Annotated in this window: 16 protein-coding genes, 1 tRNA gene and 1 pseudogene; 15 read left to right on the top strand and 3 right to left on the bottom strand. The window is 70.3% G+C overall.

Annotation, left to right across the window (positions count from 1 at the left end):
• Positions 1-15: 15 nt before the first annotated feature.
• Entirely contained in the window at positions 16-459 is a 444-nt protein-coding gene (locus FCI23_RS05775) for a DUF6224 family protein (protein ID WP_136722359.1), read from the bottom strand.
• Positions 460-601: 142 nt separating this feature from the next.
• Here FCI23_RS05775 and FCI23_RS05770 point away from each other — a divergent pair, with 142 nt between their 5' ends.
• From FCI23_RS05770 to FCI23_RS05735, 8 genes and pseudogenes are all read left to right on the top strand, one after another.
• Positions 602-1,627 carry a hypothetical protein gene (locus FCI23_RS05770; RefSeq protein ID WP_246143408.1) on the top strand — a complete coding sequence of 342 codons (1,026 nt, stop codon included), beginning with the start codon at positions 602-604 and terminating at the stop codon, positions 1,625-1,627.
• A gap of 97 nt (positions 1,628-1,724) precedes the next feature.
• Positions 1,725-2,501: a nucleoside phosphorylase gene (locus FCI23_RS05765; protein WP_136722358.1), complete on the top strand. Its 777-nt coding sequence runs from the start codon at positions 1,725-1,727 to the stop codon at positions 2,499-2,501.
• Positions 2,498-3,799 (top strand): amidohydrolase, encoded by a 1,302-nt coding sequence (locus FCI23_RS05760; RefSeq protein WP_136722357.1) that lies wholly within the window; start codon positions 2,498-2,500, stop codon positions 3,797-3,799. The genes FCI23_RS05765 and FCI23_RS05760 overlap by 4 nt, the downstream gene beginning before the upstream one ends.
• A 20-nt stretch (positions 3,800-3,819) precedes the next feature.
• Positions 3,820-4,431 (top strand): sulfite oxidase-like oxidoreductase, encoded by a 612-nt coding sequence (locus tag FCI23_RS05755; protein WP_136722566.1) that lies wholly within the window; start codon positions 3,820-3,822, stop codon positions 4,429-4,431.
• Positions 4,424-5,161, top strand: coding sequence for a ferredoxin reductase (locus FCI23_RS05750; protein ID WP_136722356.1), 738 nt, complete (start codon positions 4,424-4,426; stop codon positions 5,159-5,161). The genes FCI23_RS05755 and FCI23_RS05750 overlap by 8 nt, the downstream gene beginning before the upstream one ends.
• Positions 5,162-5,227: 66 nt before the next feature.
• Positions 5,228-5,301, top strand: a tRNA-Pro gene (locus FCI23_RS05745).
• Positions 5,302-5,419: 118 nt separating this feature from the next.
• Positions 5,420-6,118 (top strand): annotated as a pseudogene (locus FCI23_RS63585) (tyrosine-type recombinase/integrase); the annotation flags it as partial.
• Positions 6,119-6,197: 79 nt separating this feature from the next.
• Positions 6,198-6,383 (top strand): hypothetical protein, encoded by a 186-nt coding sequence (locus tag FCI23_RS05735; protein WP_136722355.1) that lies wholly within the window; start codon positions 6,198-6,200, stop codon positions 6,381-6,383.
• A gap of 161 nt (positions 6,384-6,544) precedes the next feature.
• Here the strand turns inward: FCI23_RS05735 and FCI23_RS05730 are convergent, their stop codons facing one another.
• Positions 6,545-7,651: an NAD(P)-dependent alcohol dehydrogenase gene (locus FCI23_RS05730; RefSeq protein WP_136722354.1), complete on the bottom strand. Its 1,107-nt coding sequence runs from the start codon at positions 7,649-7,651 to the stop codon at positions 6,545-6,547.
• A gap of 185 nt (positions 7,652-7,836) precedes the next feature.
• Entirely contained in the window at positions 7,837-9,285 is a 1,449-nt protein-coding gene (locus tag FCI23_RS05725) for an aldehyde dehydrogenase family protein (RefSeq protein WP_136722353.1), read from the bottom strand.
• A 426-nt stretch (positions 9,286-9,711) separates the two neighbouring features.
• Here FCI23_RS05725 and FCI23_RS05720 point away from each other — a divergent pair, with 426 nt between their 5' ends.
• The 7 genes from FCI23_RS05720 to FCI23_RS05690 all read left to right on the top strand — a co-directional run bounded on the left by FCI23_RS05720 (position 9,712) and on the right by FCI23_RS05690 (position 18,766).
• On the top strand, positions 9,712-10,512 hold the full coding sequence (locus tag FCI23_RS05720) for a PaaX family transcriptional regulator (RefSeq protein ID WP_136722352.1): 801 nt from the start codon (positions 9,712-9,714) through the stop codon (positions 10,510-10,512).
• Between the two features lie 302 nt (positions 10,513-10,814).
• The gene (locus FCI23_RS05715; RefSeq protein ID WP_136722351.1) at positions 10,815-11,903 is read left to right on the top strand and encodes a cupin domain-containing protein; all 1,089 of its coding nucleotides are present in this window, start codon (positions 10,815-10,817) and stop codon (positions 11,901-11,903) included.
• Positions 11,900-12,712 carry a fumarylacetoacetate hydrolase family protein gene (locus FCI23_RS05710; RefSeq protein WP_136722350.1) on the top strand — a complete coding sequence of 271 codons (813 nt, stop codon included), beginning with the start codon at positions 11,900-11,902 and terminating at the stop codon, positions 12,710-12,712. The genes FCI23_RS05715 and FCI23_RS05710 overlap by 4 nt, the downstream gene beginning before the upstream one ends.
• Before the next feature lie 4 nt (positions 12,713-12,716).
• Entirely contained in the window at positions 12,717-14,288 is a 1,572-nt protein-coding gene (locus tag FCI23_RS05705; RefSeq protein WP_136722349.1) for an FAD-dependent monooxygenase, read from the top strand.
• Positions 14,285-16,360 (top strand): acetate--CoA ligase family protein, encoded by a 2,076-nt coding sequence (locus FCI23_RS05700; protein ID WP_136722348.1) that lies wholly within the window; start codon positions 14,285-14,287, stop codon positions 16,358-16,360. Before FCI23_RS05705 ends, FCI23_RS05700 begins: the two co-directional genes overlap by 4 nt.
• Positions 16,341-18,041 (top strand): (2,3-dihydroxybenzoyl)adenylate synthase, encoded by a 1,701-nt coding sequence (locus tag FCI23_RS05695; protein WP_136722347.1) that lies wholly within the window; start codon positions 16,341-16,343, stop codon positions 18,039-18,041. The genes FCI23_RS05700 and FCI23_RS05695 overlap by 20 nt, the downstream gene beginning before the upstream one ends.
• Positions 18,038-18,766: a maleylpyruvate isomerase family mycothiol-dependent enzyme gene (locus FCI23_RS05690; RefSeq protein ID WP_136722346.1), complete on the top strand. Its 729-nt coding sequence runs from the start codon at positions 18,038-18,040 to the stop codon at positions 18,764-18,766. The genes FCI23_RS05695 and FCI23_RS05690 overlap by 4 nt, the downstream gene beginning before the upstream one ends.
• The last annotated feature ends 9 nt before the right edge of the window (positions 18,767-18,775 follow it).

The raw sequence follows: 18,775 nt of genomic DNA, 5'->3' as shown, positions 1-18,775 counted from the left end.
TCTTGGCCGTAGTCTTCAGCCGGTCATGGAGGCGAGCGCCCGGGTACGGATACCGTCGAGGAACGCCGGCACCTCCTCCGGTTCGGTGTCGGTGAACTGCAGGATCAGGCCGACCAGCTCCGCCGCTGACATCGCCAGGACGACCGGCGAGTGATGGGCCGCCTCCACCCGGGCCTCGAAACGGTCGACGAGAAAGGTGGCCAGATTGAGTTCGGGCACATCATTCGTCGACTCGAACGACACGCCCTTCTGGTACACCCACATCCGCGGCACGATCACCCCGTACACCAGGACCTGCGCCAGCGCGACCATCCCGCGCAGCGCCTGCGCCGCGTCCTCCGCCCCTTCGCCCTCCAGGCTGGCCACCGCCTCCTCGTCCTCCTCGACGAAGCCTTTGAGCAGGGCCACCCCCAGCAGCAGTTCCTCCTTGGTGAAACCCGGCGTCGAATCGTTGCCCATCAGCCATCCACCGCCTGCCAGAATGCCCCGTTCGGTGCACGCACCGTACCCGCACCGTGACAGCCGAGTACGGGGATTGGCGGATCGCCGGCCGAGGAGGTAGAGCGTAGGGGGACAACGGGGACGTGATGGGAGGCGTGGTATGGGACAAGCGCTCGACCGGCGGGCGTTGCTGTTCGGCGCAGGCGGGCTGCTGCTCGGGGCGGCGGGCTGCTCGGGTACGCCGAAGACCTCGGCCGGTCCCTCGCAGTCCACGGCCACCGCCCCGGCATCGGGGCCGGCGTCGACAGCGGCATCGGCATCGGCATCGGTGACACATCCGTCCTCGGCTTCCTCCTCGCCGTCGGGTCTGCCGGCGACCACGGCATGGAGCCCGGACCGGGATGACGTCGACCCCGCTGTGAAGCTGCGTGCCGTTCAGCTCGTGGAGGCGATCGGGGCCTGGACCGCGGGGCGGGGCGGCGCGGCAACGGCGAAGCGGCGGGTGGCGGCGCTCGGAGCGTCCCCGTCGCTGGTGGACCAGGCCGGGGCCCTGCTGCCGACTGCCGACGCGGCCGCCTTGCAGGTGGTCGACGCGCAGTACGGCGGGATCCTGGCGGACTCGGCGAGTGTGCTGGTGGTGTGCCGCCAGTGGACCCCGGGGCATGCGGGCGGTACCACCATCGACGTACGTCTGAGCCGGGCGCAGCCGCGCTGGAAGGTCACCGCGCTCCACCCGGCGCGGCCCGGCGCCGCCTTGGCGTCAGTGCCTTCCGCCGCCCGGCAGGTGCTGGCCGACTCGCGCATCGTGCTGCCGCCCGCGGCGCAGGCCGACATCCGCAGCGGGAACATCCATCCGAGCGTGCTGCGGGCGATGCTGCGACTGGCCGGGACGTACCGGATGTACATCAGCGTGGTGCGTTCCGGGCATCCGCTGGATGTGTTCGGCACCAACCGGCCCAGTGACCATCCGCGCGGCCGGGCCTTCGACGTATGGCAGATCGACGGGCACGCCGTCGTCGATCCGGGCACGTCGCGCCGGCTGGTGGAGTCCTTCATGCGGGACGCGGCGGCGGCCGGCTCGTACAACGTCGGCGGCCCGCTCCGGCTTTCAGGAGGCGCGAGGGCCAATCAGTTCTTCACGGACAACACCCATCACGACCATGTGCATGTGGGGTTCGCGGCCTGACAGGCCGACCGCGTGGGCCGGTACGCCCAGTGGTTACGCTCGGCGCACTCTTCCTGGCCACGGCACCGTTCGCGGCCGCACCGACCTGGAGTCCGCCTTGACCACTGAGTTGCTGCCCATCACCCGAGTCCCCCGCACCGGACTCCCGTCGCACGCGGTCGTCGTCGGCGATCCGGCCCGCGCCGCCGAGGTCGCGGGGCTGCTGGACGATGCCAAGGAGGTCTCGCACCACCGCGAGTACCGCACCTTCACCGGTACGTGGAAGGGCACACCGCTCGTGGTGTCCTCGCACGGCGTCGGCGGTCCGGGCGCGATCCTGCTCTTCCAGGAGCTGGCGGACGCGGGCGTACGGACCATCCTGCGGCTCGGCACCGCGGGCGCGATCCGTACCGGAATCCTCGACGGCGACCTGGTGATCGCGGACGCGGCGGTGCGGGACGACGGTGTGACGCAGCAGCTGCTGCCGCCGGAGTACCCGGCGTTCTGCGCGCCGGAAGCGGTGCTGGCGCTCCGGCGGGCCGCGGTGGAGGCCGGTGCGCCGTACCACCGTGGCGTGGTGTGGACGCGGGCGGCGTTCCAGCCGGGGTTCGTGACTTTGCCCGCCGCGGCGTACACCCGGGCCGGGATCGCGGCGATCGAGATGGAGCTGTCGGCATTGCTGGTGCTGGCCTCGACGCGGGGGCTGGTGGCGGGCGGGGTGCTGGTGATCGACGGGGCGAACGCGGACGAACTGGTCGACGAGGAGGCCACCGGCGGCTACAACCCGCACCGGGAGGTGGTCGCCGACGGGGTGGCACTGGGCAGCCGGGTAGCGTTGGACGCCGTACACCTGCTGGCGAACGAGAGCACCGAGAGCCCGGAGACAATCAAGTGAGCGTGGAAGAAGCCGACCTGCTGGTTCACGGCGGCGAGATCCTGACCGTGGACGCGACGGGTTCCGTGATCCCCGGCGGCGCGGTGGCGGTACGGGACGGGGAGATCATCGCGGCCGGGCCGGAGTCGGACGTACGCGCCTGCTACCGGGCGGCGGAGGAGATCGACGCGACGGGCTGCCTGGTGCTGCCCGGCCTGGTGAACACCCACACCCATCTCGCGATGACGCTGCTGCGGGGGGTGGCGGACGATGTCGATCTGCAGGACTTCCTGGCCCGCGTGGTGCCCCGCGAGAACGAGCTGCTCTCCCCCGGCACGGTGGCGGCGGCGCTGCGGGTCGCGATCGCGGAGAGCGTACGGGCCGGTGTCACAACGGCACTGGACATGTACTGGTTCCACGAGGCGGCCGAGGAGGTGGCGCGGGAGGCCGGCTGGCGGCTGCTGACCGGCCCGACCTTCATGGACGTCCCCGGGCCGCCGGACAGCCGCTCCTACGACACCCGGCTGGATTGGGCCCGCGCGGGCCTGGCCGCCCGCACCCCCGCTCCCGGCACCCGTCCTACCGTCTTCGCGCACAGCGCCTACACCCTCGACCCGGAGCAGCTGACAGCGATCGCCGCTCTGGCCCGGGAGTACGACGCGCTGCTGCACATCCACGCGGCCGAGAACGCCACCGAGGTCGCAGTCGTCGTCGAGCGGTACGGCAAGCGCCCGGTGGAGCTCCTGGACTCGCTGGGGCTGCTGGGCCCGGACGTGCTCCTCGCGCACGCCGTGGACCTGACGGACGCCGAGATCACCGCCCTGTCCCGTACCGGGACGGCGGTCGCGCACTGCCCGGTGTCCAATCTCAAACTGGGCTGCGGCATCGCCCGCGTCCCGGAGCTGCTGACAGCCGGTGTCACGGTCGGCCTCGGCACGGACGGCGCGGTCAGCTCCAATACGCTGGACCTGCTGGGCGCGGTGCGCGCCGCCGCGCTGATCCACAAGGCGAGCGGCGACCCGACCGCCGTGAGCGCCGAGCAAGCCGTGCGTATGGCCACCATCGAGTCGGCCCGCGCGCTGGGTCTCGGCGACCGGCTCGGTTCGATCGAGCCCGGCAAGCGCGCCGACCTGGTCGTCCTGGACCTCGGCCGCCCGCATCTCACCCCGCGTCACGACCCGTGGTCGATGCTCGCCTACTCCGCCTCCTCGGCCGACGTACGGGACACGATCGTGGACGGCCGCGTCCTGATGCGCGACCGTGCCCTGTTGACGCTCGACGAGAACGCCGTTCTGGACGCATTGGCAGCCATCGCATGAGTACGAACCCCACCGACCCCGTGGTTGCCACCCGTGGCTTCACCGGCCGCGTCCGCGCCACCGAACGCGACCCGCGGCTGCCGCCCGGCCAGTACGACGCCGGGGACTCCTGGCCCGTGCTGTCCGCCGAGGTCACCCCGAAGCTCAGCGCCGCCGACTGGACGCTGCGTATCGACGGCCTGGTCGCCGAACCCCGCACCTGGGGCTGGGACGAGGCACACGCCCTCCCCCGCGCCGAGTACGCGGGAGACATCCACTGTGTCACCAGCTGGTCCAAGTTCGGCGTCCGCTTCGCCGGAGTGAGCCTGGACGATCTCCTCGCCGCCGTCCGGCCCGCCCCGTCGGCGACACATGTCGTCGCTTACTCCCACACCGGCTATACGACGAACCTCCCGCTCGCCGATATCACCGGCGGCCGTGCCTGGATCGTCTGGGAGCACGACGGCGAGCCGCTCGCCCCCGAACACGGCGGGCCGGCCCGGCTGATCGTCCCCCACCTGTACTTCTGGAAGAGCGCCAAGTGGATCGCCGGCCTGCGGCTCCTCGACCACGACGAGCCGGGCTTCTGGGAAGAGAACGGCTACCACCACCGGGGCAATCCCTGGCAGGAACAGCGCTACGCCCATGACTGAGACCTTCGTCCCGCCCACCCCCTTCGCCGTCCCCGGCCGCATCGCCGTGAACGATCAGGTCGCCACCACCTGGCAGCCCGCCGTCATCACCGCGATCCGCCGCGAGACCCCGCGCGCCTCGACCTTCCGCCTCGCCGTGCCCGGCTGGACCGGCCACCTCCCGGGCCAGCACTGCATGCTGCGGCTCACCGCCGACGACGGCTACACCGCCCAGCGCCACTACTCGATCGCCTCCGCGCCCGACGACACCGGGCACATCGAGCTCACCCTCGATCATGTCCCCGGCGGCGAGGTCTCCGGCCACCTCCACTCCATCGCCCGGCCGGGCGACACCGTCGAGGTCCGCGGCCCGGTCAGCGGTTTCTTCGCCTGGACCGGCGACCGCCCGGCACTGCTGCTCGGCGCCGGCTCGGGCGTCGTACCGCTGATGTCCATGCTCCGGCACCGGCGGCTGCGTGGCCTCGATGTCCCCCTGCGGCTCATCCTGTCCGCCCGCACCCCCGAGGACGTCATCTACGCCGGCGGATACGGCGCCGAGACAACCCTCATCCACACCCGCACCGAGGGCCGCCTCACCGCCGCCCACCTCAAGCCGTACCTCGCCGATCAGCCGCCGGGCGGCTGGGAGGCCTACGTCTGCGGCAGCAACGGCTTCGCCGAGCACGCCTCCCGGCTGCTCGCCGACGGCGGCCAGCCGGTGCACCGGATCCGTATCGAGCGGTTCGGCTGACACGCGAAGGCAGGGTATCCTCATCTACGTGATCTTCCGGCGACACGTCCCCGGCGGATCCCGCACCGGGACGTGGCGCAGCTTGGTAGCGCACTTGACTGGGGGTCAAGGGGTCGCAGGTTCAAATCCTGTCGTCCCGACGGTGTGAAGGGTCTTCGCAGGTGAAAGCCTGCGGGGGCCCTTGTTTTCTGTTCCGGGTTCCGCCTTCGAGGTCGAGCACGCCGCTCATCGACACCTTGACTCGGAGGGTTTTCACTGATGCCGTTGCTGGACTTGAACAAGATCACTGTGGGTGTGTCGCGGGGGTGGTCGGGGTTCTTGCGGGACTGGGACCGCTCCTTGCGGTCGGGGAATTATCCGGAGACGACCCGGTACAACTATCTGCTGGCCGCGGTGCAGCTGGCGCGGTTTTTGGAGGACTATTCGCCGGACCCGGATGCCGATGAGGCGGCGCTGGACCCGACGGCGGTGACGCGGGCGCATGTGGAGGCGTTCCAGGCGTGGATGATCGAGACGCGGTCTGCGTCCACGGCGTTGAACAAGCACAAGGGGCTGCAGCAGTTCTTCATGTGGCTGATGCTGGATGAGGAGGAGATCGAGCGTTCCCCGATGGAGCGGGTCCGGCAGCCCAGGACGCCGCAGAAGCTGGTCCCCGTGATGCGGGGCGCTGACACCACCAGGGTGTTGGTTGCCTGCAAGGGCAAGTCGTTTCTGCAGGTGCGGGACGAGGCGATCATCCGGCTGTTCTGCAACACCGGCGCGAGGCTGTCGGAGGTCGGGAACCTGCAGGTGGAGGACATCGACCTGAACACCGACTCGGTGCACTACCACGGCAAGGGCAGCAAGGACCGCCGGGCGTGGTTCGGCCCCCGCACCGCCCGGGCGCTGAGCCGTTACCTGCGGGCCCGGGCCAAGCACAAGGGTGCCGGGCTGCCGGAGTTGTGGCTCGCCGAGCGAGGCGGCCGGCCGCTGGCCCCCAACGGCATCAAGATCATGGTCAAACGCCGGGGCCTACAACCTCTCCGCCTGGCTGCAGATGCTCGCCCCCATCGGTGCGGCCCGCCGCCGGATCGCCACCGTGCGTCGCCTGCTGATCCGCCGCGCGGCCCGCTGGACCACCACCGCCCGCCGCCACGAGCTCCACTACACCCAGGCCGCCAACGGGTTGATCGCCCAGGCGTTGGCCCGCATCCGCGCCCACCGGCGCCTCCTGGCCGCCTGAACACCGCCCCGACCGGGCCCGAACCACCCACCAACGCCATGGAAAGCCGCCCACCCGACGCGCCAGCCGGGCCACACTCCTGCCCACCCACCCCGCAACGGACCCGACGCCCGCACAAGCCCGGACCTGACCAGCCATCGGACACTACCTGCGGATTCGGGTCAGAAGACGACCACCGGCTTGACCGTGACGCCGGAGGCAGAGTCCGCGAAAGCGGTGTTGATGTCGTCGAACTTGTAGTGCTGAATGAGCTTGTCGAGGGGGAAGCGCCCCTGCTCGTACAGCTCGACCAGCCGCGGGATGAACAGCTGGGGTACGGAGCTCCCCTGGACGATGGTCTTGAACGTCCACCCCTTCACCAGGGACTGTCCAATCTCGAACGGCACCTCAGTGCCAGGAGCGGCGGCTCCCACCAACGCCAGCGTGCCCCGGATGGACAGTGCGCCGACCAGCGGAGCCAGCACTCCGGGGATGCCCGTGGTGTCGAGGATGTTGTTGACGCCCCTGCCGCCCGTGATCCGCATCAGTTCGTCGGCGACGTCGGCATTGCGGCCGTTGATCGTGTGGGTGGCGCCGAGTTCCTTCGCCAGTTCGAGGCGGGAGTCGTGGACGTCCACCGCGACGATCGTGGTGCAGCCGGCGACACGGGCCGCCATGATCGCGGCCAGGCCCACCGCGCCGGCACCGGAGACCGCGAAGGCTGATCCGGCCGGCGGACGGAGTTCGTTGAGGACGGACCCGGCACCGGTCTGCATACCGCAGCCGAGCGGCGCCAACGTCTCTAGCGGCGCGGCCGGATCGACCTGGATGACGCTGCTCTCGACGACATTGGCGTGCGTGCTGAACGCTGACTGGCCGAAGAAGTGTGAGGAGACGACCGTCCCGTCCTGTGCGGACAGCGCGGTCGAGCCATCCTCACGACGGCCGCCGAAGTCCTGGGTGAACAGGTTCTCGCAGTAGGCCATCTGGCCTGCCAGGCACTCCGCGCAGTGGGTGCAGTAGGCAGCGGACATCACTACGTGGTCGCCGGCCTTGACCCGGGTGACCGCCTTGCCTACCGCCTCGACGATGCCGGCACCCTCGTGGCCGAGCACCGCCGGGAGCGGAGTGGGGTAGACGCCGTCCCGGACGATCAAATCGGTGTGACACACACCGGTGGCCACCATCTTGACCCGCACTTCATTGTCCCGGATGTCGTCCAGTTGAAGCTGTTCCAGGCTCAGCGGTGCCTTGTGTACCCGCGCGACGGCGGCGGTGATCGTGGTCATTGCGATCGGACTCCAAGCTGTTGCGGGGCCGAACACCCGCCCCGTCGTCGCGGAAGGGCGAGGCCGGGCGGGTTCCGACAGGTGGTCTTCTGTGCCCGGCACCGCCGACGGATACAGCGGGTGCCGAAAGACTGCGCCGGCGCCGGGACCTCCCGCGCGGTGTCCGCGGGAGGCCGGACGTCGGACTACTTCAGGCGACGGATGGCGTGGTCCTCGACGTACTCCGACATGCCCGCCGTACCGAACTCACGCCCGATGCCGCTCTCCTTGATTCCGCCGAACGGCATGCGCAGATCGAGCGACTCGAAGGAGTGCGTGTTGATGAAGGTGCTGCCGGCCTCGATCCGGTGGGCCAGGGCAAGGCCGCGGTCCGGGTCCGCGGTCCATACCGACGAGCCGAGGCCGTATGCGCTGTCGTTGGCCCAGCGCACCGCCTGGCCCTCGTCGTCGTAGGCGATGAGGGGAACGACCGGCCCGAACTGTTCCTCGCAGGAGACGGGGGCCTCGTGCTCGACGTCCAGGACGACGTGCGGCAGAACGTAGTAGCCGTTGTTCCACGAGTCGGCGTCAACCTTGCGACCCAGCTCCACGAGCCGCGCGGCGGAGTTCCTGGTCCTGTCGAGCAGGTCGGTGACCTTCTTGTGCTGGGCCTCGTTGTTCAGCGGCCCGAAGCTCGTGGCCGGGTCGAGTCCATGACCGACGGCATACTCGTTCACCCGCTCGCAGAACGTGTCGGAGAATCGCTGATAGAGGCCACGGGGGACATAGATCCGCTTGACCGCGAAACAGATCTGCCCGGACCTCGTGTAGACGCCCTTGAGCATGCGCTCCAGCGCGGCGTCGATGTCCACGTCGTCCAGGACGATCGCCGGATCGTTTCCGCCCAGCTCCAGAGTGACGTTCTTGATGGTGTCCGCGGTCGCGTGGATGACCTTCTGCGCGGTGAGTGTCCCTCCGGTGAAGCCGACCTTGCGGACCATCGGGTGTCCGGTGAGGGCAGCGCCGACCTCACCCTCGCCGTGAACCACGTTGATCACGCCCGGCGGGAAGAGCTCGGCGACCCGCTGGAGGAGGAGAGTCAGTGCGGCGGGAGCGAAGGGCGAGGGCTTGAGCACGACCGTGTTCCCCGTCGCCAGCGCCGGCGCCAGCTTCATCATCGTCAGGACGACTGGCATGTTCCACGGGACGACCGCCGCCACGACACCGCGCGGCACCTTCTCCACGCTGATGAAGCTCTGCTCGTCGTCGTACTGCACCGGGCGGAAGAAGTCCTCGACGAGACTCGCCGTGTGCTGCAGCACTCCGGTACCCAGCGCGAAGTCGGTCTGGGCCTCCCACAGCACACCGCCGTGCTCCCGCACCAGAAGAGGAGCCAGATCCCCGGAGTGGGTGGTGAGGAGGTCACCGGCGGCCATCAGCAGGCCCGCGCGCTCGCTCGCCGGGGTCTGCCGCCAGGTGGCATAGGCGACGTGGGCCGCCCTGACAGCGCGGTCGACGTCATCGACGGTTCCCACGGCCACCTGCGCCACGACGTCCTGGAGGCGCCCGGGATCGTGGACGTCCCGCAGGTCTCCGACGGTGGTCATCTCTCCGTCGATCAGGTGGCCTACCCGCGGAATGGGGGTCGAGGTCATGATCTGAGTCCCTTCAGATGCTGTGTGACGGCTCTGCAGCCGACGGCCACTGGCTGCGCCGCACGGGGAGGGGGCACGGGTGCGGGGCATGGAGCGTCGGGGAAAGCGGCTCAGTACGGCTCCGAGCTGGCTTCACTGCTTCCTCCGAACTCGCGGTTCGGAGATCCGGCCCCGTGCCGACCGTCCGAACTCCGGAGCCGAACTTGAAGACGGGCGGAGCTCACCGGGTCTGCAGTCATCATCGAGACCCACGTCTCAGGTGTCAATATTACGCCGCTCGTTTTCAGTATGAATCATTTGGAGGATGCTGGTCGTCGCATCATGGAGGCCTGCCCGCGTGTTGTGGCAGGGTGATCACGGCCGTGCGCGAACCACACGCAACCCCGCAGGCCGCGACCCGGATCAAGGCGACAGGAGGTGATCCGCATGAAGGCACGGTCGTTGGTGTTCGACCTGTTCGGCGACTATCTGCGCTACCGCGGCGGCGAGGTCCGACTGCGTGCGCTCGTCGCGCTGATGGAGTGCTTCGACGTCCCCGAGGCGACGGTCCGCGTCACAGCGACCCGGATGCGCAAAGAGGGGTGGTTGGACAGCAGGCGAGAGGGGCGGGAAACCGTCTACGCACTCACCGACGCGGCATGGGAACTGCTCGACGAGGGGCGCGCCCGGATCTTCCAGCGGGCACGCGGCCCGTGGGACGGCCAGTGGCACATGATCGTCTATTCGGTCCCGGAGACCGAGCGCACCCTGCGGGAGCAGTTGCGCAAGAAGCTCGCCTGGTTCGGCTTCGGCCCCCTCTCCTCGGCGATCTGGCTCAGCCCGCACGACCGGACCGAGCACGTCCTGCATGCCTTCGCCGACACCCCCGCCGTACACCTGGACACATTCCGCTCCCGCTCGAAGGGCCTGGCGGCCGACCGGGACATCGCCGGACGCGCCTGGGAACTGGAGAAACTGAACCGCGACTACGCCGAACTCCTGGAGATCTACCGCCCGCGGCTCACCGAGTACCGGACCGGGGCGCTTCAGGGGCCGGCAGCCCTGACGGAACGCATGCAGCTGATCCACGACTACCGCCTCTTCCCGTTCCGGGATCCGGACCTGCCGCCCGAACTTCTGCCGACCGGCTGGCACGGGCGCCTTGCCCACGACGTGTTCCTGGAGGCGCACGGACTTCTTCGGCATCCCGCCGAGACGTACATAGACGAGTTGATCAGCAGGGCCTGACCTGCGCCGCACAGACACAGCCCCTCGATGAGTTTCAATTTCTGGACGACCGTCGTATGTTTGACGTACATTGATGTTGCCTCGTCATGGCGGTGAAGTTACGCCGCTATCACGAGGCCCAGACGGCAAGGAGCGTGACGCTCGTGCCTCAGCGCCAGTGCGGCACCCCCGGTACTTCGCGACGCCATGACCGGGATCTTCACCGCACCGCTCGGCGCCAGTCCTGCGCCCTGCCCGCACGCGGCACAGACCGCCGCGGCGCCCCATAACTCTCGTACCTCTCGTAAGGAGGCGACGATCGCATGACTACAGCCCAGTTCCCGGAGATCACCGAGGAAGAGCAAGCTCAGCTCGACGATCTGTACGCCCGCTTCGCCGAAGCCCACATGACTCCGCTGTGGACCCAGATCGGCGGACTGATGCCCACCAGCCCTCGACCCGACGCAGTGCCCATGCTCTGGCACTGGTCGACCCTGCTGCCTCTGGCCGAGCGTGCCGGTGAGCTTGTTCCCGTCGGCCGTGGCGGCGAGCGCCGCGCGATCGCCCTCGCCAACTCAGGGCTGCCCGGCACGCCCTACGCCACGCCGACCCTGTGGGCCGCGATCCAGTACCTCGGCCCGCGCGAGGAGGCCCCCGCACACCGGCACACCCAGACGGCGTTCCGCTTCGTGGTGGACGGCGAGGGCGTGTGGACCAATGTGGAGGGCGACCCGGTCGCCATGCGACGCGGCGATCTGCTGCTCACCCCCGGCATGCACTTCCACGAGCATCACAACACCTCCGACAGGCCCATGGCCTGGATCGACGGCCTGGACATCCCGCTCGTGCGGCAGCTAGACGCCGGCTTCTTCGAGTTCGGCCCCGACGAGCTGTCCACCCGCGCCACCCCCGACAGCTCGCGCAACGAGCGGCTGTGGGGACACCCGGGCCTCACTCCGGTCGGAGCTCCCGCTCCCAAGGCGTCGCCGTTGATGGCCTACCGGTGGGAACACACCGACGCCGCCCTCGCCGCACAGCTGGAGCTGGAGGACGAAGGGCACCCCGGTGTCGTCGAGCCCGGCCACGCTGTGGTCCGCTTCACCAACCCGGCCACCGCCGGTGACTGCCTGTCCACGATGCGCTGTGAAATGCACCGGCTGCGTCCCGCCACCCGCACCGCGCTGACCCGTACGGCCGGTTCTTCGGTGTGGCAGGTCTTCGAGGGCTCCGGCACCGTCACCGTCGGCGACGACACCTACGAGGTGGGCAAGGGCGACCTGTTCGCGGTGCCCTCCTGGGCGGGCCTCTCCTTCCGGACCGACACTGGTCTTGACGCCTTCCGGTTCTCCGACGATCCCGTTTTCGAGGCCCTCGGCCTCGCCCGCACCTACCGAGAGGTTGTCGCCCCGTGAAACTCGCCACCATCCGCACCGCCTCCGGCACCGCCGCCGTCCGTGTCGACGAGGACGCCGCAGTCGAACTCGGTGCCGTCGACCTCGGCGCCTTCCTGGCCCGGCCCGACTGGCGGAACGCGGCGCAGACCGCCGACGGGCCCCGGCACGAGCTGGCCGGTCTCGACTATGCGCCCCTGGTCCCCAGCCCGGAGAAGATCTTCTGCGTGGGGCTGAACTACCGCACCCACATCTTGGAGATGGGCCGCGAACTGCCTCAGTATCCGGCGCTGTTCGCCAAGTTCGCCCGCGCCCTGGTCGGCGCGTACGACCCGGTCGTACTGCCCGCCGGATCCGAGCAGGTCGACTGGGAGGCCGAGCTGGGTGTCGTCGTGGGGGCCGAGGTGCGCCACGCCGACCGTGAACAGGCCGCCGCCGCGATCGCCGGCTACACCGTCGTCAACGACGTCACCGCCCGCGACTTCCAGTACCGCTCGGTGGAGTGGCTGCAGGGCAAGACCTTCGAGCGCTCCACTCCGGTCGGTCCGTGGCTGGTGACCGACGCCGAGCCCGGCGAGATCTCCTGCGAGGTCGACGGCGACACCGTACAGCAGGCCGACACCGCCGACCTGGTCTTCGACGCCGCCGCGCTCGTCTCCTACATCTCGCAGATCATCACCCTCGTCCCCGGCGACATCATCGCCACCGGCACCCCCGGCGGCGTCGGACACGCGCGCAAGCCTGCCCGCTACCTCGCCGAGGGCTCCAAGCTCGTCACCCGGATCGAGGGTGTCGGCGGGCTGAGCAACACCCTGATCAAGGAGCAGTGACGCCATGCGTATCGCAGTGGTGGGCGGTGGGCCCGGCGGGCTGTTCTTCGCCGCTCTGATGCGGCAGGCCGATCCGTCGGCCGAGGTCACCGTGTTCGAGCGCAATCGCGCTGACGACACCTTCGGTTTCGGCGTCGTGTTCTCCGACCGCACTCTTGAGGCCATCCACGAGGCCGATCCGGTCCTGCGCGAGGCGCTCACCGAGCACGGCCGGCACTGGGACGAGATCGAGGTCCGGCTCAAGGGCGAACGCGTCCGCTGCGGCGGAAACGGTATGGCGGCGGTCGTACGGCGCACGCTGCTCCTCCTGCTGCAGGAGCGGGCCCGTGACGTCGGAGCCACCCTCAGGTTCTCCACCGAGGTGACGCTCGACGACCTGGACGGCTACGACCTCGTCGTCGCCGCGGACGGAACGGGATCGAAGATCCGTGAGGAGCTCGGTCTCGGCCTGGGCGTAGAGGTGGAGACAGCCACGGCAAAGTTCATCTGGTTCGGCACGGACTACCTCTTCGACGGGCTCACCTTCGTCCATGAGCGCAGTCCGGACGGCGTCTTCGCAGTCCACGGCTACCCGATCTCCGACTCCGTGTCGACCTTCATCGTGGAAACCGACGAGGAGTCCTGGCGGCACGCCGGGCTGGACGAGTTCGATGTCACCCAGCCGCCCGGCGCCAGCGACCTGAAGTCCAAGGAGTACCTGGAGAAGCTGTTCGCCGAGCAGATCGAAGGCGGGCAGCTGCTGACGAACAACTCCCGGTGGGGCAACTTCCGCACCCGACGTACCCGGCACTGGCACACGCTCGATCCCCGGCCGGTCGCCCTGCTCGGCGATGCCGTGCACACCGCGCACTTCTCCGTGGGCTCCGGCACCAAGATGGCGATGGAGGACGCGGTGGAACTCGCGCGTGCCCTCACCGACCATCCCGGCGACCTGCCCGCGGCGCTCGCGACCTACGAGCGGACGGCCCAGCCCTCCGTACGGAAGATCCAGGACTCGGCACGTCCGAGCCTGGCCTGGTGGGAACACTTCGGCCGCTACTACGACACCTTCGAGCCGTGGCAGTTCGCCTACCACTTCCTCACCCGCAGCATCGGCGACGCCCGACTGGCCCGTCGGGCACCGGAGTTCGTCGCCTCCAGCCACGGCGGCTGGATCACCGAGCATGGAAAGGAACCGTTGGAGACGCCGTTCGCCGGCGCACACTGGAGCACGCCGGGCCGACTCGTCGATGTCGTGACCGACACCGGGGGCACGCCCGTCGCCGTACGGGGAACGCCCGACCTGCCGCTGTCGGCCGGTCCGGTCACCGGCGGCTGGGGAGCGCTGCTGAAAGCTCCCGACACCGAGGCCGGGCTGCCCGAGGTGTTCGCGCGGCTCGCCGGGCTCCCCGGTCCGGACGGCCCGGAGCTGGTGGCCGTGCACGGTGGTACACCGCTCACTCGCACCCTTGTCTGTGAGCAGGCCCGCATGCGGGAAAACCTCCCGGCCCTGTCGATCGAGCCCGAACCCGACCGCGACCACGCGCTGACCAAGGTGCTCTCCGGTCGCGCCGACCTGGTGGGAGTCGCCCGGTGACCAGCACGCTGCCCACCGCTGTCAGCAGCGGTCTCCGGTCCTTGTTCGCCCCGCGCGGCATCGCCGTCGTGGGCGCCTCCCGCAACGCCGGGAAGCTCGGCGCCGCCATGGCCCGTTCGCTGTCCGGCTTCGCCGACAGCGGGGACTACCTGGCACTCGTCAACGGCCGCGACGAGACCATGTACGGTTCGGTCGCCGAGGCGGCCAGGTACGGACCCGTCGACCTCGCGGTGATCTGCGTTCCGGCGGCGGCCTGCCCCGACGTTCTGGCCGAGGCGGCCGCCGCCGGGGCGGGTGCCGCGGTGATCTGCGGCGGAGGGTTCGCCGAAGCCGGTGGGCCCGGCATCGAGTACCAGCGCCGACTCGCCGAGGTGGTCCGGGCCACGGGCATCAGGCTGCTCGGCCCCAACACCAGTGGATTCCTCGCACCCCACGCCGGAGTGATCGCCAGCTTCGTCCCCGGGGTGGCCCAGGTCAGGCCCGGGAAGGTGGCCGTCGTCGCGGCGAGCGGCGGCGTCAACCACGCCCTGGCGTTCGCACTGACCGAGGCCGGACACGGGCTCAGCCTCGCTGTGGGGCTCGGCAACGGCGTGGACATCACGGCGCCCGACGTCCTGGACCACCTGGCGGACGACCCGGAGACGGGCGCCGTCGCCCTGCACATCGAGTCGGTGCCCGACGGCCCTCGGCTGGTCGCGAGCGTACGTCGGCTCGCCGCGCGGCGTCCGGTCGTCGCCCTGGTCGTGGGCCGGCATGACGTCGGTGCCTTCGCGGCCTCGCACACCGGAGCCCTCGCCACGTCCTGGCGCACGACACGGGCCGCCCTGGCCCAGGCCGGCGCCGTGCTGGTCGACGACGAGCGTGAACTGGTCGACGCCGTGGGTGCCCTCTCGGTCACGCGGGCCCGGCCCGGTGCCGAACCGGGCGTCGGAGTGGTGACCGCACAGGCCGGCCCCGGTCTGCTGCTCCTCGACGATCTGCGTGGGCGCCGCGCTCGCGTCCCGGAACTCACGGCCGGAACACAGGCCACCCTGGCCGCGCTGCTGCCGCCGTTGACCTTCCAGCGCAACCCCGTCGACACCGGCCGCCCCGGTCCGGAGCTGGGAGCCGTCCTCACCGCCGTCGGCGCGGACCCGGGCGTCGACGTGATCGCCGGATACGCGCTGCACGAACCCGACGCCGTGGACATCGTCGCGGCCGCGCGCGAGGGCAGCACCGTCGGTGTCCCCTTGGTGCTGGGCCTCGGCGGAACCGGTGAGGCGGTGGTACGAGGGCGCAGGGCACTCCTGGAAGCAGGAATCGCCGTGGCCGCCGACCCTCGCGGAGTCGCAGCCGCCACCGCCGCCCTGCTGACGGACGCCCGCGCCCGAACCCGCACAGCGCCCGCGACGGACCACACCGTCGTACCCACCGGCATCACCGGCGGACACGACGAGCACGAGGCGAAGGACCTGCTCGACCGGCTGGGAGTGGCGACGATGCCACGCCGGGCCTGCTCCGACCGGGCCGCCGCCCACACCGCGCTCGCCGAACTGGGCGGCCCTGTGGCGGTCAAGCTCCTCGACGCCACGGTGCTGCACAAGACCGAGATCGGCGGTGTGCATCTGGGCATCAGGACGCCCGCCGAACTGGACGCGGCTCTCGACGGGCTCGATGCCGCGGGGGCACGCCGCTACCTCGTCGAGTCGATGGCACCGGCGGGAGTCGACCTGGTCGTCGGCGCGCGCCGCGATCCCGTGTTCGGCCTCATCGTGCTGCTCGGCCTGGGCGGTACGACGGCCGAGGCACTGGCCGACGTCGCCATCCGACTCGCCCCGCTCGCTCCGGCCGAGGCCGCCGCCATGCCCGAGGAGCTGGCCGGGCGGGCGCTGCTCAACGGCTGGCGCGGCGGTCCCGTCCTGAACCCCGACGACCTGGCCCGGGTGGTTGCCTCTCTCGGCACCCTCCTGGCTGCCAACCCGCACCTCGACGAGGTCGAGATCAACCCCTTGCGCCTCACCGCGCACGGCCTGGTCGCGCTTGACGCCGTCATCATCACGAGGGAGGCCGACGATGCCCACCCCGACAGCTGAGAACACCGTCCCCTGGCCGGACGCAGCGGTGGCCCGCTACGTCGCCGACGGGTACTGGGCGGGGGTGCCTCTGGGCACCCTCCTCCAGGAGGTCGCCGATCGAATGCCGGACGCCCCGGCACTCGTGGACCCCGTCGCGCTCGACGGCGTCGGCGTCCGCCTCACTCACGCAGAACTCGCCGCACGGGCCGACGCCGCCGCCGTACGGCTGCTGGAGCTGGGCATCGCGGCGGGCGACCGGATCGTCGTACAGCTGGGCAACGGCTGGGAGTTCGTGGTCCTCACGCTCGCCTGTCTGCGCGCCGGCATCGTGCCGGTGATGGCCCTGCCGGCCCACCGGCGCGCCGAACTGGCCTATCTGGCCAGGCACGCCGAAGCGGTGGCGATCGCCGTGCCGGATGTCATGCGCGACTTCGACCACCAGGCACTCGGACACGAGCTGGCCGCCGAAGTGCGCGCCGCCACCGGCGCCGACTGGCACGTCCTCGTCGCCGGAGACGACATCGCGCCCGGCAGCGTCGATCTCCGTGCCCTGTGCGGGCCCTCGCAGGACGCGAAGGCCGACCGCGCACGCCTCGACGCGGCTGCCCCGGCGCCCCGGGACGTGGCCGTCTTCCTGCTCTCCGGCGGAACCACCGGCCTGCCCAAACTCATCGCCCGCACCCACGACGACTATGCCTACAACGCGCGGGCGAGCGCGGAAGTGGCCGCTGTCGGAACGGACGCGGTCTACCTGGTCAGTCTGCCCGCGGGGCACAACTTCCCCCTTGCCTGTCCAGGCATCCTGGGCGCGCTGCTGGCAGGCGGCCGGGTCGTAACCCTGCCCTCGCCGGAGCCTGCCCGCGCCTTCGCCACCGTCGCGAGTGAGGGCGTCACGCACACCGCGGTCGTTCCCGCGGTCGCTGCCCGGTGGATGGAGTACGCGGCCGAGAACGGATCAGCCGCGCTCGCCAGCCTGCGGGTGTTGCAGGTGGGCGGGGCCCGGTTGGCGGACGAACTGGCGTACAAGGTGAAGCCCGTGCTCACCGCGACGCTCCAGCAGGTCTTCGGCATGGCCGAGGGACTGCTCAACTACACCCGGCTCGACGACCCCGACGACATCGTGTGCACGACACAGGGCCGGCCCATGTGCCCGGCCGACGAGGTACGCATCGTCGACGCGTTCGACCAGGACGTCCCCGACGCGCAGCCCGGCATGCTGCTGACCCGCGGCCCCTACACGCCTCGCGGCTACTACAAAGCAGCTGAGCAGAACGCGCGAGCCTTCACCACCGACGGCTGGTACCGCTCCGGCGACATCTGCCGCCGCACCGCGGAGGGCAACCTGATCGTGGAGGGACGGGACAAGGACATGATCAACCGCGGTGGAGAGAAGATCTCCGCCGAGGAAGTGGAGAACCTGGTCTATCAGCTTCCTGCCGTCAGCCAGGTCGCGGCCGTCGCCATGCCCGACCGGCGACTCGGCGAGCGCGTCTGCCTCTACGTCGTCCCCCGGCCCGGCGAGACGGTCACACTGGACGAGGTTCGTGACCTCATGGAGAAGATCGGAGTCGCTCGGTTCAAACTTCCCGAACGTCTCGTGGTCGTCGACGAACTGGCGTCCACCAAGGTCGGAAAGATCGACAAGAAGGCACTGCGGAATGACATCACCGCGCGTCTGGCCACGGAGGCGACGGTATGAGCGGCCCGCACGATCTCGAGCTGACCCTGCCCTGGATGCGCGAGGGTACCGCCCGCTTCCTGGCTGCTGTCGGCGAGTTGGCCGACGACGATTTCAAGGCCCCCAGCAAGCTGCCCCAGTGGTCCCGCGCCCACGTCGTGGGTCACCTGGCACACAACGCCGAGGCACTCGGCCGACTCGCGGCCTGGGCACGTACCGGCGTCGAGAACCCGATGTACGCGAGCCGCGATCAACGGGCCGCCGAAATAGCGGAGTCGGCGGCCCTCCCGGCTTCCGAACTGCGCTCCAGGGTCGCGGCGACCGCCGGAGACCTGGATGACGCCCTCCTCCGCCTCGGCACCGGGCAGTGGAACGCCCAGGTACGCAGTGCGCTGGGCCGGGCGATTCCGGCAGCGGAGATTCCTTGGATGCGCGTCCGGGAGGTGTGGCTGCACGCCATCGATCTCAACAACGGTGTTTCGGTCGACGACCTCCCCTCGGGCGTGGTCGACGCGCTCCTCGACGACGTCACGGCGGTACTTTCTCGCAAGGACACATGTCCGGCACTCGTGCTTGCGCCGACCGACCGCCGCGGCGCCTGGCGGATCGGAGCGGCGCGAGCCGACGGCTCCGGATCCACCGCCGAGCTCAAGGCGACGGCAGCAGACACGATGGGCTGGCTGACCGGCCGGATTCCGTCCTCGGCATTGCGACAAGGACTGCCCGTGCTGCCTTCCTGGCTGTAGACCGGCCGT

Origin of the sequence: Actinacidiphila oryziradicis, from assembly GCF_005047355.1 — a bacterium.
Taxonomy (GTDB): domain Bacteria; phylum Actinomycetota; class Actinomycetes; order Streptomycetales; family Streptomycetaceae; genus Actinacidiphila; species Actinacidiphila oryziradicis.
Note: the sequence above shows the minus strand (reverse complement) of the source record. Positions and strands in the feature narration are given on the sequence as shown.

Bases quoted from the DNA above. Each gene is read 5' to 3' on its own strand.
- FCI23_RS05720 (WP_136722352.1), top strand. From the start codon at position 9,712: ATGAAGGCACGGTCGTTGGTGTTCGACCTGTTCGGCGACTATCTGCGC.
- FCI23_RS05725 (WP_136722353.1), bottom strand. From the start codon at position 9,285: ATGACCTCGACCCCCATTCCGCGGGTAGGCCACCTGATCGACGGAGAG.
- FCI23_RS05770 (WP_246143408.1), top strand. From the start codon at position 602: ATGGGACAAGCGCTCGACCGGCGGGCGTTGCTGTTCGGCGCAGGCGGG.
- FCI23_RS05690 (WP_136722346.1), top strand. From the start codon at position 18,038: ATGAGCGGCCCGCACGATCTCGAGCTGACCCTGCCCTGGATGCGCGAG.
- FCI23_RS05715 (WP_136722351.1), top strand. From the start codon at position 10,815: ATGACTACAGCCCAGTTCCCGGAGATCACCGAGGAAGAGCAAGCTCAG.
- FCI23_RS05730 (WP_136722354.1), bottom strand. From the start codon at position 7,651: ATGACCACGATCACCGCCGCCGTCGCGCGGGTACACAAGGCACCGCTG.
- FCI23_RS05705 (WP_136722349.1), top strand. From the start codon at position 12,717: ATGCGTATCGCAGTGGTGGGCGGTGGGCCCGGCGGGCTGTTCTTCGCC.
- FCI23_RS05695 (WP_136722347.1), top strand. From the start codon at position 16,341: ATGCCCACCCCGACAGCTGAGAACACCGTCCCCTGGCCGGACGCAGCG.
- FCI23_RS05750 (WP_136722356.1), top strand. From the start codon at position 4,424: ATGACTGAGACCTTCGTCCCGCCCACCCCCTTCGCCGTCCCCGGCCGC.
- FCI23_RS05735 (WP_136722355.1), top strand. From the start codon at position 6,198: ATGCTCGCCCCCATCGGTGCGGCCCGCCGCCGGATCGCCACCGTGCGT.
- FCI23_RS05775 (WP_136722359.1), bottom strand. From the start codon at position 459: ATGGGCAACGATTCGACGCCGGGTTTCACCAAGGAGGAACTGCTGCTG.